Here is a 14,170-nt window from a genome sequence, read left to right on the forward strand (position 1 = left end):
GGCCGGGTACGGGCAATCGACTACGGCGGGCGGCACACAGCTGTCGTCCCGCCCGCCGGATGGGTGTTCCCATGACGACCTCGCCCTTCGGGTCCGGCGACCCGTTCTCCGATCTCTTCAACCGCTTCTTCGGTACGAGCCCGGCGGCCTCGCCACCGGCCGTGCAGCGCGTCCCCATCGGGCGGCTGCTCAGCGATTCCTCGCAGGAGCTGCTGGCGGCGGCCGGCAGCCGGGCCGCCGAGGACGGGTCCGACCTCGATGTCGTACATCTGCTGTGGGCCGCCACCCAGTCACCGGTCGCGCGGCAGGTGCTGGAGCAGGCCGGCGCGGACCCGGACCAACTGGCCGGGGAGGTGCGCCGGGCCCTGCCCGCGGGCACCGGCACCGGGGAGCCCGCGCTCACCCCGGCCGCGAAACGCGCGCTGCTCGCCGCCCATGCGCGCTCCCAGGCGGCGGGTGCCTCGTACATCGGTCCGGAGCACATCCTCGCCGCACTGCTGGACGACCCCCGGTCCCCCCTCGCGCAGGCGAGGGGGACCGACGGAGCCGCCCCCGGCACCCTGGGCGGGCCGGGGCCGGCGGCGGGCGGGCACGGCAGCACCCCGACCCTCGACGAGTACGGGCGTGATCTCACCGATGAGGCACGCGGCGGACAGCTCGATCCGGTGGTCGGCCGGGCGGCGGAGATCGAGCAGACCATCGAGGTGCTCTCCCGCCGGTCGAAGAACAACCCGGTGCTCATCGGGGATCCCGGCGTCGGCAAGACCGCCATCGTCGAAGGGCTGGCCCAGCGGATCGTCGCCGAGGAGGTGCCCAAGGCCCTGCGGGACCGACGGGTGGTGGCCCTCGACCTCGCCGGTCTGGTCGCGGGGTCCAAGTACCGGGGGGAGTTCGAGGAGCGGCTGAAAAAGGTGATCGACGAGGTGACCGAGTCCCGCAAGGGCATCATTCTGTTCATCGACGAACTGCACACGGTCGTCGGCGCCGGGAGCGGCGGCGAAGGTGCCATGGACGCCGGGAACATCCTCAAGCCCGCACTCGCCCGGGGCGACCTCAGCGTCGTCGGCGCGACCACCATCGACGAATACCGCAAGCACATCGAGAAGGACGCCGCGCTGGAGCGCCGCTTCCAGCCGGTGATGGTGCCCGAGCCCAGCGTCGAGGAGACCGTCGAGATCCTGAGCGGGCTGCGCGACTCCTACGAGGCACACCATCAGGTGCGTTTCACCGACGAGGCGCTGGACGCCGCGGCCGCCCTCTCCGACCGCTATGTCAGCGACCGCTTCCTGCCCGACAAGGCCATCGATCTCATGGACCAGGCCGGCGCCCGGGTGGGGCTGCGCAGTCTGGCCGGCCCCGCCGAGGCCACGGACCTGGAGGAGCGCCTCACCAAGCTCCGCCGGGAGAAGGACGAGGCCGTCAGCACCGAGGACTACGAGCGCGCCGGTCAGCTCAAGGAGCAGATCCAGCAGGCGGCGGAGGACCTCGCCGGGGTCGGCACGGAGCAGGAACAGGTGCGCAGTGTCACCGCCGAGGACATCGCCGAGGTGCTCTCCGCACGCACCGGCATTCCGCTCTCGCAGCTCACCGAGACCGAACGCCACCGGCTGATGAAGCTGGAGGAGACCCTGCACAAGCGGGTGGTCGGCCAGGACGAGGCGGTCACCGCCGTGTCCCAGGCCGTGCGCCGCGGCCGGGCCGGGATGGGCGACCCCGACCGGCCCACCGGCAGTTTCCTCTTCCTCGGCCCCACCGGTGTCGGCAAGACGGAACTCGCCAAGGCACTCGCGGAGCTGCTCTTCGGGGACCCGGACCGGATGGTCCGCTTCGATATGAGCGAGTTCCAGGAGAAGCACACCGTCTCCCGGCTCGTCGGCTCGCCGCCCGGCTACGTCGGCTACGAGGAGGCGGGACAGCTGACGGAGGCGGTGCGCCGCAAGCCGTACAGCGTGGTGCTGTTCGACGAGGTCGAGAAGGCTCACCCGGACGTCTTCAATCTGCTGCTCCAGGTCCTGGACGACGGGCGGCTCACCGACGCCCAGGGGCGCACCGTCGACTTCCGTCACACCGTGGTCATCATGACCAGCAACATCGCCTCGAAGCGGATCCTGGACCACCACGGGGCGGTCGACGAGATCAGGGAAGACCTGATGGCCGAGTTGCAGGCGCACTTCCGCCCCGAGTTCCTCAACCGCATCGACGAGGTCATCGTCTTCCACGCCCTGACCCGGGCTGATCTGGTGCGGATCGTCGACCTCCTGCTGGACCGCAGCCGGCGCAGGCTGCACGCCCAGCACATCGGCCTCCAGGTCACCGAGACCGCCAAGGAGTGGCTGGCCAACCGCGGTTACCGGCCCGAGTTCGGGGCCCGGCCACTGCGCCGCACCCTCCAGACCGAGCTCGACAACCGGCTGTCGAACATGCTGCTGGACGGCACGCTGAACCCCGGCGACACGGTCGTCGCCGACGTCAAGGACGGCGAACTGACGCTGACGCTGGGCGCGAAGGAGGGTTCGGACGGCCCCGGCGGTGCGGAGAGCGCGGCCGGTGCGGAGAGCGCGGGCGACGCGGCGGAGCCGGCGGGCTGACCCCGTCTCCCGGGGAGCACCGCCGCCCGGAACGCACCCGCGGGCGCCCGGGACCTCAGGGTCCCGGGCGCCCGCGCGACGGCCGGCTACGACGGTGCGTACGCCGTAGCCACTCTTCCTACGCCGCCCCCACCACGTCCTTCACCTCGGCGAAGTGGCAGGCCGACTCGTGCGCGGCCGGGGTGGAGGTGCCCTGGAACCGCTCCGGGACCGCCAGCAGCGGAGTCTCCGTCGCGCACTTCTCCTCGGCCTTCCAGCAGCGGGTGCGGAAGCGGCAGCCCGACGGCGGGTTGGCCGGGGAGGGGACGTCACCGGTGAGGATGATCCGCTCGCGGCCCTCGCGGGCCTCCGGGTCGGGGACCGGGACGGCGGAGAGCAGCGCCTGGGTGTACGGGTGGGTCGGGTGGTCGTAGATCTGCTCGTCGGTACCGATCTCGGCCATCCGCCCGAGGTACATGACCCCGACCCGGTCGGAGATGTGCCGGACGATCGACAGGTCGTGCGCGATGAAGAGGTAGGAGAGGGTGAACTCGTCCTGGAGCTTCTCCATCAGGTTGATGACCTGCGCCTGGACGGAGACGTCCAGGGCCGAGACCGGCTCGTCGCAGATGATGATCTCGGGGTTGAGTGCCAGGCCGCGGGCGATGCCGATGCGCTGGCGCTGGCCGCCGGAGAACTGGTGCGGATAGCGGTTGACGTACTCCGGGTTGAGGCCGACGACGTCGAGGAGGTCCTGCACCTTGCGGCGCCGGTCGCCCTTGGGCGCCACCTCGGGGTGGATGTCGAAGGGCTCGCCGATGATGTCGCCGACCGTCATCCGGGGGTTGAGCGAGGTGTACGGGTCCTGGAAGACCATCTGGATGTTGCGGCGGACGGCCTTCAGCGCGCGGCCGGACAGCTTGGTGATGTCCTGGCCCTTGTAGAAGACCTCGCCCGCGGTGGCCCGCTCCAGATTCATCAGCAGCTTGGCGACGGTGGACTTGCCGCAGCCGGACTCGCCGACGATGCCGAGGGTTTCGCCCCGGTAGAGATCGAAGGAGATGCCGTCGACGGCCTTGACCGCGCCGACCTGCTTCTTGAAGAGCACGCCCTGGGTGAGCGGGAAGTGCTTGACCAGGTTGCGGACCTGGAGGATCGGCTCGCGGTCGTCCGCGGCCCGCTGGGACGGTTCAGCCATTGACCGTCTCCTTCCAGAAGTGGCAGGCGCTCTGCCGGCCGGGAGCCACCTCGGCGAGCGGCGGCAGCTCGGTACGGCAGATGTCCTGGGCCTTGGGGCAGCGCGGGTTGAAGGCGCAGCCCTGCGGGATGTTCAGGAGGTTGGGCGGCAGACCCTTGATCGCGTACAGCTCCTGGCCCTTCTGGTCCAGGCGCGGGATGGAGTCGAGCAGACCACGGGTGTACGGGTGCGCGGGCGCCCGGTAGAGCTCGTGCACGGGTGCGGTCTCGACGATCCGGCCCGCGTACATCACCGCGATCTTGTCGGCGACGTCCGCGACCACCCCGAGGTCATGGGTGATCAGGATCAGGCCCATGGTGAACTCCCGCTGGAGCTCGGCGAGCAGATCCATCACCTGCGCCTGGACGGTCACATCGAGGGCCGTCGTCGGCTCGTCCGCGATGATCAGATCCGGCTCCAGGGCCAGCGCCATCGCGATCATGATGCGCTGGCGCATCCCGCCGGAGAACTGGTGCGGGAAGTCGTGCACCCGGTTCTTGGCGGCGGGGATCTTCACCCGGTCCATCAGCTCGATGGCCTTGGCGGTGGCGTCCTTCTTGGACAGGCCCTGGTGGACGCGGAACATCTCGCCGAGCTGGTAGCCGACGGAGAGCACCGGGTTCAGGGAGGAGAGCGCGTCCTGGAAGATCATGGCGATCTTGGCGCCGCGGATCTTCCGGCGCGCTTCGCCGGACATCTTCAGCATGTCCTGGCCGCGGAAGAGGATCTCGCCCTGCGGGATCTTGGCCGGGGGCATGTCGAGGATGCCCATCACGGCCTGCGCCGTGACGGACTTGCCGGAGCCGGACTCGCCCAGCACGGCGAGCGTCTCGCCCGCCGCGACGCTGTAGTTGACGCCGTTGACGGCCTTGACGACGCCGTCCCGGGTGTGGAACTCGACGTGCAGATCGCGGACTTCGAGCAGCGGGGCGCCGTGCTCGTCGGCGGGGCGCGGGGCGGGCCCGCCGGAGGTTCTGCTGTTGCTGGTCACGTACGCCTCCCTCAGCGCAGCTTGGGGTCGAGGGCGTCGCGCACCGCGTCGCCCAGCATGATGAACGCCAGAACCGTCAGGCTCAGCGCACCGGCCGGGTAGAGCAGCATGTGCGGCGCGTTGCGGATCTCGGTGGCGGCCGAGGAGATGTCGATACCCCAGGAGACCGTCGGCGGCTTGAGGCCGACGCCGAGGAACGACAGCGTCGCCTCCAGCGAGATGTACGTACCGAGCGCGATGGTCGCGACGACGATCACCGGCGCCAGCGCGTTGGGCGCGATGTGCCGCAGCAGCATCCGGGGCGTACCGGCGCCGAGGGCACGGGCGGCCTGGACGTAGTCCTGCTGCTTGGCGGTGATCACCGCGCTGCGGGCGATACGGGCGATCTGCGGCCAGCCCAGGATCGCCATCAGCAGCACGACGGTGAAGATCGAGCCGCCCTTGATGACGGAGAGGAAGACGATGCCGCCGAGCAGGATCGGGATACCGAAGAAGATGTCGCCGATCCGGGAGAGCAGCGAGTCCCACCAGCCGCCGAAGAATCCGGCCAGTCCGCCGAAGAGGCAGCCGATGACGGCGGCGAGGATGGTGGTGCAGATGCCGACGGTGACCGAGGCGCGGGCGCCGTAGACGGTACGCGCGTAGACGTCGCAGCCCTGGGTGTTGAAGCCGAAGGGGTGGCCGGCGATCGGGCCCTGCTTGGAGTGCGCGAGGTCGCAGGCGTACGGGCTGGTGCTGGTCAGCAGGCTCGGCCAGAGGGAGACGACGATCAGGAAGAGGATCAGCACCGCGGAGATGTAGAAGATGGGGTTGCGGCGCAGATCGCGCCAGGCGTCGCCCCACAGGCTGCGCGGTTTGGCCTGCTTGTCGGGGCCGTTGGCCGGGCCCGGCTGCTGGTCGGTGCCGGCGGCGCCCTGGGGGGCGGTCGCGGCGACCGGTTCGGTCATCTCAGGCATAACGGATCCTCGGGTCCAGGACCGCGTAGAGCAGGTCGACGATCAGGTTGGCGGCGAGGAAGACGACCACGAGGATGGTCACGAAGCCCACCACCGTCGGGGAGTTCTGCCGCAGGATGCCCTGGTAGAGCTGGTAGCCGACACCCTGGATGTTGAAGATCCGCTCGGTGACGATGGCGCCGCCCATCAGGGCGCCGATGTCCGTACCGAGGAAGGTGATCACCGGGATCAGCGAGTTGCGCAGCAGGTGGACGCCGACGACGCGGCGGCGCGGCAGGCCCTTGGCCGTGGCCGTGCGGATGTAGTCGGAGCGGATGTTCTCGGCGATGGAGGTCCGGGTCAGCCGGGCCACGTACGCCAGCGAGACACCGGCCAGCACGATGCCGGGCAGGATCAGCTCGTCGAGCCGTACGTCGACCGAGACGGCCGGTGACGCCCAGCCGAGCTTCACGCCGACGAAGTACTGGAGCAGGTAGCCGGTGACGAACGTCGGGATCGAGATCACCAGCAGGGTGAAGATCAGGACGCCGGTGTCCACGAACCGGCCGCGGCGCAGACCGGCGACGACACCGAGCCCGACACCCACCACGACCTCGATGGCGAAGGCCACCAGGGTCAGCTTGACGGTGTTGGGGAAGGCCGAGCCCATCAGTTCGGCCACCGGGGTGCCGTTGAAGGACGTACCGAAGTCGCCCTGGAAGATGCCCGCCATGTATTGGAGGTACTGGCTCCACAGCGGGTCGTTCAGGTGCAGGGACTCCCGGATCTGCGCGGCGGTGGCCGGGTCCGGGGTCCGGTCTCCGAACATGGCCGCGACCGGATCGCCGAGTGCGTAGACCATGACGAAGATCAAAAAAGTGGTGCCGATGAAGACGGGCACCATCTGGAGCAGTCGTCGTACGACGTAGCGCCCCATGTGTCCTCCAGAAAAGCGCCGACGCGGGGGCAGCCGGAACCGGTCGGACCGCATGGTCCGCTCCCGGGATTCCGGTTGCCCCCGCCGCCGTGAGCGGTTGAGTGGTGCGCCCCGCTCAAGAGGCGGCCGGGTGGTGGTCCGACCGCCTCAGGGGCAGCTGCGTCGGGTCAGCCCTTGGCCTTGATCTCGGTGAAGACCGGGAAGCTGAAGGCGTTGAGCTTCACGTCGGAGACCTTCTCGGACCAGCCGGCGGTGCCGTTCTGGTACCAGAGCGGGATGCTCACGACCTTGTCGAGGACGATCTTCTCGGCCTGCTTGTACAGGTCGGTCGCCTTCTTGGTGTCCGCCTCGGCGCCGGCCTGCTTGAGCAGCCCGTCGAACTTCGGGTCGCTGAACTTGGCGTCGTTGGACGGGCCGCCCGTGGCGTACAGCGGGGTGAGGAAGTTCTCAATCTGCGGGTAGTCCATCTGCCAGCCGGCGCGGAACGGCATGGCCATCTCGCCCTTGGTGATCTGGTTGCGGAAGTCACCGAAGGTGCCGACCGGGTTGCCCACGCACGCCTTGTCGTCGCCGACGACGTTGTTGATGCTGTTGCAGACCGCGTCCACCCACTGCTTGTGGGAGTCCTTGTCGGCGTTGTAGGAGATGGTCATCTTCCCGCCGGGGATGCCACCGCCCTCGGCGATGAGCTTCTTGGCCTCGGTCGGGTTGTAGGTGCAGGTGTCGCCGCAGATGTCCTTGCTGTATCCGTTGGCGTCACCGAGCACCGGCGAGGTCAGGTCGGTGGCGGGGGTGCGGGTGCCGTTGTAGACCTTGTCGGTGATGCTCTTGCGGTCGATCGCCATGGACAGGCCCTTGCGGACCTTCTCCATACCGTCCTTGTTCCACTCCGCCTTGTAGAGCGGGAAGGTGACCGCCTGCATGATGCCGGCCGGCTGCGAGAGGTAGTTCCCCTTCAGGTCCGACTTGGCGTTCTTGATCTGCTCGGCGGGGATGTCGTCGTCGACGTCGAGGTTGCCGGACTGGAGGTCGGCGTACGCGGCGTTGGAGTCCGTGTAGACCTTGAGCAGGACGCCCTTGTTCTGCGGCTTGTCCTCGCCGGTGTAGTTCTTGTTCGGGACAAGCTTCATCTGCTTGCCCTTGTCGTACGAGTCCACCGCGTACGGGCCGTTGCCGACCGGCTTGGCGAGGTACTCGTCGTGCTTCTCGAAGAACACCTTGGGCAGCGGCGAGAACGCCTCGTAGCCCAGGCGGACCGGCCAGGTCGAGATCTTCTGGTTGAGCTTGACCGTGAAGGTGTGCTCGTCGACGACCTTCAGCCCGGAGAGGGTCTTGGCGGTCGGCTTGCCCTCTTCGGGGGCGACCTTGTCGTAGCCCTCGATGTCGGCGAAGAAGTACGAGTTCTTCTGCGTGTTGGTGCTCAGCGCACCGTAGTTCCAGGCGTCGACGAAGGACTGGGCGGTGACGGGCTCACCGTTGGAGAACTTCTCGCCCTTCTTCACCTTGATGGTGAAGTTCTGCTGGTCCTTGGTCTCGATCGACTCGGCGACGTCGTTCTTCGCCTCACCGGTCTTGGGGTCGTACTTCTTCAGCTTGCTGAAGATGTTGTCCAGGACCTTGCCGCCGAGCACCTCGTTGGTGTTCGCCGGCTCCAGCGGGTTCTGCGGGTCGCCCCAGTTGGCCCGGATGACACCGGCCTCGGCGCTCGTACTGCTGCTGCCGCCGCCACAGGCCGTGGCCCCCAGGGCCACGACTATCGCTCCTGCGACCCAGGTGGCGCTCTTGGCACCGCGCATGGGACTGCCTCCTCATGAGTCCATAACTGCACATGGAAAGGGACCGGTCGCGGCTGACACCCCTGACAGCTCCAACCAGCCCCCGATGCTCGTGAGTCGGCGCTTCTTACGGCGCATGACCCATTGACCCGAGCTCAATAGAGCCCAGTCTTAGTCACGTCTGCGCCATAAGCCACGCGTAAGGGGTCTCGATTAGGTCACATCTACGCCATCTTCCGTTCGGAATCCGGACAAACCAAACCATCCAGACGGACACGAAACGGGACTACCGGCCCAGCGCGCGGATGATCTTGTTTCGCAATACGGACAACCACCGAACAGGTCGAGACCAAGGCGCCATTGACAGCCTTCCGCCGTCACGCTAAAGGGGCGCCCCGCCGGATCGAAAGCCCGGCGGGGCGCCCCTTCTGTCAGCTGTCCCCCGCGGGGGTGTTACCGCTTGGCGCGCGACGCGGTGCGGCCGCGCTCCTTCTGGTCCAGGACGACCTTGCGGATGCGGACGGTCTCCGGGGTGACCTCGATGCACTCGTCGTCGCGGCAGAACTCCAGCGACTGCTCCAGGGAGAGCTTGCGCGGCGGGACCACGTTCTCGGTGGTGTCCGCGGAAGCCGCACGCATGTTGGTGAGCTTCTTCTCCTTGGTGATGTTCACGTCCATGTCGTCGATGCGCGAGTTCTCACCGATGATCATGCCCTCGTACACCTCGGTGCCCGGCTCCGTGAAGATCACGCCGCGCTCCTGGAGGTTGATCATCGCGAACGGCGTGACCGAACCGGCGCGGTCCGCGACCAGCGAACCGTTGTGCCGGGTGCGCAGCTCGCCGAACCACGGCTCGTGGCCCTCGAAGAGGGAGTGCGCGATGCCCGTACCGCGGGTCTGGGTCAGGAACTCCGTACGGAAGCCGATCAGACCGCGCGAGGGGACGATCCACTCCATCCGGATCCAGCCGGAACCGTGGTTGGTCATCGTCTCCATACGGCCCTTGCGGGTCGCCATCAGCTGCGTGATCGCGCCGAGGTGCTCCTCGGGGGAGTCGATCGTCAGGCGCTCGATCGGCTCGTGCGTCTTGCCGTCGACCTCCTTGGTGACGACCTCGGGCTTGCCGACGGTCAGCTCGAAGCCTTCCCGGCGCATCGTCTCGACGAGGATCGCCAGCGCCAGCTCACCACGGCCCTGGACCTCCCAGGCGTCGGGGCGCTCGGTGTCCAGCACGCGCAGCGAGACGTTACCGATCAGCTCGCGGTCCAGCCGCTCCTTGACCTGGCGGGCGGTGACCTTGTGGCCCTTGCCGCCCTTGCCGACCAGCGGCGAGGTGTTGGTGCCGATGGTCATCGAGATCGCCGGCTCGTCCACCGTGATCAGCGGCAGCGCGATCGGGTTCTCCGGGTCGGCCAGCGTCTCGCCGATCATGATCTCCGGGATACCGGCGACCGCGCAGATGTCACCGGGGCCGGCCTTCTCGGCGGGCTTGCGGGTGAGCGCCTCGGTCATCATCAGCTCGGTGATGCGGACGTTGGACATCGTGCCGTCACGCTTGATCCACGCGACGGTCTGGCCCTTCTTCAGCTCGCCCTGCTCGACGCGGAGCAGCGCGATACGGCCGAGGAAGTTGTCCGCGTCGAGGTTGGTGACATGCGCCTGGAGCGGCAGCTCGTCGTCGTACTCGGGCGCCGGGACGTGTCCCAGCAGGGTGGTGAAGAACGGCTCCAGGTTCTCGCTGTCGGCCGGGACGGTGCCGTCCTCCGGCTTGGTCAGCGAGGCGACGCCGTCCCGGGCGCAGGCGTAGACGATCGGGAACTCGATCTGCTCCTCGTCCGCGTCCAGGTCCAGGAAGAGGTCGTACGTCTCGTTGACGACCTCGTCGATCCGGGAGTCCGGGCGGTCCGTCTTGTTGATGCACAGGATGACCGGCATCCGCGCGGACAGCGCCTTGCGCAGCACGAAGCGGGTCTGCGGCAGCGGGCCCTCGGAGGCGTCGACGAGGAGGACGACCGCGTCCACCATCGACAGACCCCGCTCGACCTCACCGCCGAAGTCGGCGTGGCCGGGGGTGTCGATGATGTTGATCGTGATCGGGTCCCCGCCGTCCTTGGGGTGGTACTTGACGGCGGTGTTCTTCGCCAGGATCGTGATGCCCTTCTCACGCTCCAGGTCGTTCGAGTCCATCATCCGCTCGTCGAGATGCTCGGCCGCGTGCGCGGCGAAGGCACCCGCCTGCTTGAGCATGGCATCGACGAGGGTCGTCTTTCCGTGGTCGACGTGGGCGACGATGGCTACGTTACGAATGTCGTGGCGCGTGGGCACTGCGGCGCTTCTCCCGGAATCGTGGGTGGCGGCGCGTACGGTCCGGTACGCGCGCCCGCCGGGCATAAAGACGCCACGGCCTCATCCCATCGTACGGGGCTGCGGCGGTATCGGCCGCCCCAGCCCGTACGCACCCTCTGTGACCTGGTATTTCTCACCAGTTGTTCGTCTCTGCTTCGCGCCCCGGATCCCTTCCGGACCGAATTGTCCCTCCCACCGGCCGGACCGCGGCTACTTCCGGTAGCCGATGTCCTGGAAGCGCGGCGTGGCGAAGCCGAAGGCGCCGACGTTGGCGAGCGATTTACGTGTGGCGACCAGCTCGGGCCGCTGATAGAGCGGAATCGATGCGGCGACGGCCCAGATACGGGAGTCCGCCCGCGCCATCAGACGGTGCGCGGCGTCCCCGTCCAGCTCGGAGGCGGCCTGTTCGAAGAGCTGGTCGATGCGGTCGGTGCCGACCCGGGTGTAGTTCTGCTCGACGGTCAGCGAGCCGTCGGCCGCCGGCTGCGGCTTGGCGTAGATCGGCCGGGCGTCGGTGGCCGGGTAGGCGGTGCCGGGCCAGGTGTACAGCGCCAGGTCGTAGTCACCGGACGCGATGTGGTCCCGGAAATAGCCGGCGTCGCCGACCTCCTGGACCGAGGTCTGCACGCCGATCCTGGCGAGCATCTCCGAGATCCGGTCGCCGACGGCGCGCAGCTGCTCGGCCCCCGGGCCGTCGGGGAGGACGAAGCGCAGGGTGAGCGGTTTGCCGTCCTTCTTGACGGTGGGCACCGCACCGGCCCTGACGCCCGCGCCCTTCTTGCCGGCCGGCTGCCCGGCGTCGTCGGACACGTCGCCGTCGGCGTCCGGCCCGGCGTCCTGCCCGGCGTCCGGCGGGTCGGCCGCCGGGAGCGCCGCCGGGGCTCCCGGCCGGCCGCCCTCCGGGGCGCCGCGGCCCTTCCCGTCGTCGGCGGCCTGCCCGGTCTCCAGCAGCTCGGCGGCGCCGAGCGCCTGCGCCGCGCGCCTGCGGTACCGCTGGGCGTCCGCGTACTCCGGCGCCCCGGTGTCACCGCCGGCCGCCGCCAGCCGGTCCGCGGCCGCCTCCTTGTAGAAGGAGGCGCTCTGCCGCAGCAGGGCGTCCTGCTGGAGCTCGGAGCCCAGCGCGCCCACGGCGGAGAGCGGGGCCACCGCGGCGACCGGCCGGGCCCGCTCCACACGGCCGCCGGGCGGGGCGTGCCGTGCCGGCGCCCCGGCCTTCGGCGGCGCGGCCGAACCGTGCCGCTCGGCCGGGGAGGCGGCACCGGGCGCCGGCAGCTCCGCCGGCTGCCCGGCCTGCTGGGGCCCGTCGCCCGGGGCCCGCCAGCCGGCGTCCGCGAGCAGCGCCCTGGCCGCCCGGGTGTCCTGGCCGCCGAGCACCTCGCTGTGGTCCTGGTAGCCCTGCTGCCCGGACATCAGCAGATGGCTGCCGAGCGGCCTCGCGGGCAGGTCGAGCGGTTTGAGGACGGTGTCGGCCAGCTGCTGCCGGTTGATGGCGCGGGCCACCGCGCGGCGTACCCGCGCGTCGGCGAGCGGGCCGGTGCCGCCGTTGAGGGCGAGCTGGGTGTAGGCGGGCTCCAGGCCCTTGCGGACGGTGTAACCGCGCAGCGACACGCTGTCCGCCGCCGTCCGGACATCGGCCCGCGCCTGGGCGGAGCCCGGCGCGCGGGGCGCCACGGCGGATCCCGCGCCGTCCGCGAGCGCGTCGTCCCGGCCGGCCGGCGGCGGGCCCGCGTTGCCGTCGGCCGTGTCCTTGGGGGCGTGGGAGGAGGCGGGGCCTCTGGCCGCGGCGACCCGCTGCGCGGCGGCGTGGTCGATCTCGGCCACATCGAGGGCCCCGGCCGCCAGCGCCGCGGCCCGTTTGTCCCCCGGCACCACCGTGAGCACCAGCCGGTCGAGCCGGGCGGGCGCGCCCCACCACTTCCGGTTCCGTACGAGGGTCACGGTCCCGTCGTCCGCGTCCCGCTCCTGGACCGCGAACGGGCCCGCCACGACAGGCAGTTGCTCGCGCGCGCCGTCGTTGAAGGCGTTCGGGTCGCCCATCACGCTCTTGGAGTAGAGCGGGGTGAACAGGGACTGCCAGTCGGCGTACGGCCGGCCGAAGGTGACCTTGACCTCGTGCGGGCCGGCGCCCTGTTCGACCTTGTCGATCCGGTCGTAGCCGGCGTTGCGGGCGGTCCAGTAGGCGTTGTCCTTACCGCGCAGCGCCTCCCACTGCGCCTGGAAGTCCGCCGCGCCGACCGCCCGCCCGTCGCTCCACCGCGCCCTGGGGTTGATCTTGTACGTGACGACCTGTCTGGGCTCGCGCGCGCTGATGTCCGCGGCGTCGAGGTAGTCGGCGTTGCGGTGCGGCACCCCGCGCCCGTCGACGGTGAACAGGGTGGGCAGCACGGCGCCGGTGATCCGCGCGGTGGCGCCGTTCGCGTCGGCCTGGAAGGCGTTGAAGGTGCCGGGCATCGCGTCCACGGCCCAGCGCACCGTGCCGCCGTCCTTCAGCCGGGCGCGGGCGGCGGGGGCGATGTCCTGGGACGCCGCGACGGCCTCCGCCGCGTCGTCGCGGTCACAGCCGGCCAGCGCCGGCAGCGGGAGCAGCACCCCCGCCGCCATCAGCGCGGCGGCGCGGCGCCCGCGGCGGGCCGCGCGGCCTGGTCTGACGTGGTCGGTCATGGCAGTTACCTCCGGAGCTCGCCCGCGCCGCGCCGAGCCGCCGCAACACGTTCGGCCGACTTTGCGGCTCATCACATCTATGGCTCCCCTACTGAAGGCGACCGCGCGCGGCCCGGCCGCCCGACACGTCGGCCGCCCCGCCAAGGCCACCCACCCGGCCCAACGCCCCGTCAGATCTCCGTCCCGGCGCCCGCGGTACGCACCCGCGCACCGGCCCGCCCGCTCCCCTCCCGCACCGGCGTTCGGCCCCGCCGCGGCGGTGACTGCCGAAAAGCACCGGTACGAGTCGTAAGCACGCAGGCCCCCTTCCCAACCCCTACTGTGACGCGCGACACTCACGGGCGCATGAGATCGCCCCTCACACCTTCGGAGGTGCGGGCACGTTATGTCCCTTCAGGATGAATTGACGGCGGTGGAGCGCAGCCTGGCCGAACTGGTCCGGTCGGTGGGACGGCTGGAGCAGCGCGTCGGGACCGGTCTGGAGATCCGCCGGGTGCGCAGCGACACGGACCATCTGCGCGAGAGCATCGCTCTGCTGAAGGAGGGCACCACCGGTACGCCGCCCGGCCGCGCGGGCGTCGCCGACGCCGACATGGTGACGATCCCCGACGCCCCCTACGACGCCACGCTGTGGACCGACGCCGAGGACGAGGGCCTCGGCGCCAAGGACCGGCACGCCCCTTAGGGGTGCCGCCGCAGCCCCGCCCCCCTGTCCGCCCCA

9 protein-coding genes are annotated in these 14,170 nt (G+C 70.1%); 2 read left to right on the forward strand and 7 right to left on the reverse strand.

Features of this window, described 5'->3' with window-relative positions:
• Window positions 1–71 precede the first annotated feature (71 nt).
• Window positions 72–2,588, forward strand: a complete 2,517-nt coding sequence (locus ACLJWH_RS09690; protein WP_411141182.1) for an ATP-dependent Clp protease ATP-binding subunit — start codon at window positions 72–74, stop codon at window positions 2,586–2,588.
• A gap of 118 nt (window positions 2,589–2,706) precedes the next feature.
• Here the strand turns inward: ACLJWH_RS09690 and ACLJWH_RS09695 are convergent, their stop codons facing one another.
• The 7 genes from ACLJWH_RS09695 to ACLJWH_RS09725 all read right to left on the reverse strand — a co-directional run bounded on the left by ACLJWH_RS09695 (window position 2,707) and on the right by ACLJWH_RS09725 (window position 13,449).
• On the reverse strand, window positions 2,707–3,765 hold the full coding sequence (locus ACLJWH_RS09695) for an ABC transporter ATP-binding protein (RefSeq protein WP_411141184.1): 1,059 nt from the start codon (window positions 3,763–3,765) through the stop codon (window positions 2,707–2,709).
• Window positions 3,758–4,795: an ABC transporter ATP-binding protein gene (locus tag ACLJWH_RS09700; RefSeq protein WP_411141185.1), complete on the reverse strand. Its 1,038-nt coding sequence runs from the start codon at window positions 4,793–4,795 to the stop codon at window positions 3,758–3,760. The genes ACLJWH_RS09695 and ACLJWH_RS09700 overlap by 8 nt, the downstream gene beginning before the upstream one ends.
• 11 nt (window positions 4,796–4,806) lie before the next feature.
• Window positions 4,807–5,751 (reverse strand): ABC transporter permease, encoded by a 945-nt coding sequence (locus ACLJWH_RS09705; protein ID WP_411141186.1) that lies wholly within the window; start codon window positions 5,749–5,751, stop codon window positions 4,807–4,809.
• Window positions 5,744–6,667: an ABC transporter permease gene (locus ACLJWH_RS09710; protein WP_411141187.1), complete on the reverse strand. Its 924-nt coding sequence runs from the start codon at window positions 6,665–6,667 to the stop codon at window positions 5,744–5,746. The genes ACLJWH_RS09705 and ACLJWH_RS09710 overlap by 8 nt, the downstream gene beginning before the upstream one ends.
• A 167-nt stretch (window positions 6,668–6,834) precedes the next feature.
• A complete protein-coding gene (locus ACLJWH_RS09715) occupies window positions 6,835–8,463 on the reverse strand; it encodes an ABC transporter substrate-binding protein (RefSeq protein WP_411141188.1) in 1,629 nt (542 codons plus the stop codon).
• A gap of 432 nt (window positions 8,464–8,895) precedes the next feature.
• Window positions 8,896–10,767, reverse strand: a complete 1,872-nt coding sequence (gene typA / locus ACLJWH_RS09720) for a translational GTPase TypA (RefSeq protein WP_411141189.1) — start codon at window positions 10,765–10,767, stop codon at window positions 8,896–8,898.
• A 231-nt stretch (window positions 10,768–10,998) separates the two neighbouring features.
• Window positions 10,999–13,449, reverse strand: coding sequence for an ABC transporter substrate-binding protein (locus ACLJWH_RS09725; RefSeq protein ID WP_411141190.1), 2,451 nt, complete (start codon window positions 13,447–13,449; stop codon window positions 10,999–11,001).
• 385 nt (window positions 13,450–13,834) lie between these two features.
• On the opposite strand from ACLJWH_RS09725, the gene ACLJWH_RS09730 reads away from it, so the two are divergent.
• Complete coding sequence (locus ACLJWH_RS09730) at window positions 13,835–14,134, forward strand: hypothetical protein (protein ID WP_411141191.1); 300 nt, start codon at window positions 13,835–13,837, stop codon at window positions 14,132–14,134.
• The last annotated feature ends 36 nt before the right edge of the window (window positions 14,135–14,170 follow it).

This window comes from Streptomyces sp. x-80, assembly GCF_046549095.1.
Taxonomy (GTDB): Bacteria; Actinomycetota; Actinomycetes; order Streptomycetales; family Streptomycetaceae; genus Streptomyces; species Streptomyces celluloflavus.

Excerpts from the sequence above, each read along its gene's own strand:
- ACLJWH_RS09690 (WP_411141182.1), top strand. The coding sequence starts at position 72 with ATGACGACCTCGCCCTTCGGGTCCGGCGACCCGTTCTCCGATCTCTTC.
- ACLJWH_RS09695 (WP_411141184.1), bottom strand. The coding sequence starts at position 3,765 with ATGGCTGAACCGTCCCAGCGGGCCGCGGACGACCGCGAGCCGATCCTC.
- ACLJWH_RS09705 (WP_411141186.1), bottom strand. The coding sequence starts at position 5,751 with ATGCCTGAGATGACCGAACCGGTCGCCGCGACCGCCCCCCAGGGCGCC.
- ACLJWH_RS09710 (WP_411141187.1), bottom strand. The coding sequence starts at position 6,667 with ATGGGGCGCTACGTCGTACGACGACTGCTCCAGATGGTGCCCGTCTTC.
- ACLJWH_RS09715 (WP_411141188.1), bottom strand. The coding sequence starts at position 8,463 with ATGCGCGGTGCCAAGAGCGCCACCTGGGTCGCAGGAGCGATAGTCGTG.
- ACLJWH_RS09725 (WP_411141190.1), bottom strand. The coding sequence starts at position 13,449 with ATGACCGACCACGTCAGACCAGGCCGCGCGGCCCGCCGCGGGCGCCGC.
- ACLJWH_RS09730 (WP_411141191.1), top strand. The coding sequence starts at position 13,835 with ATGTCCCTTCAGGATGAATTGACGGCGGTGGAGCGCAGCCTGGCCGAA.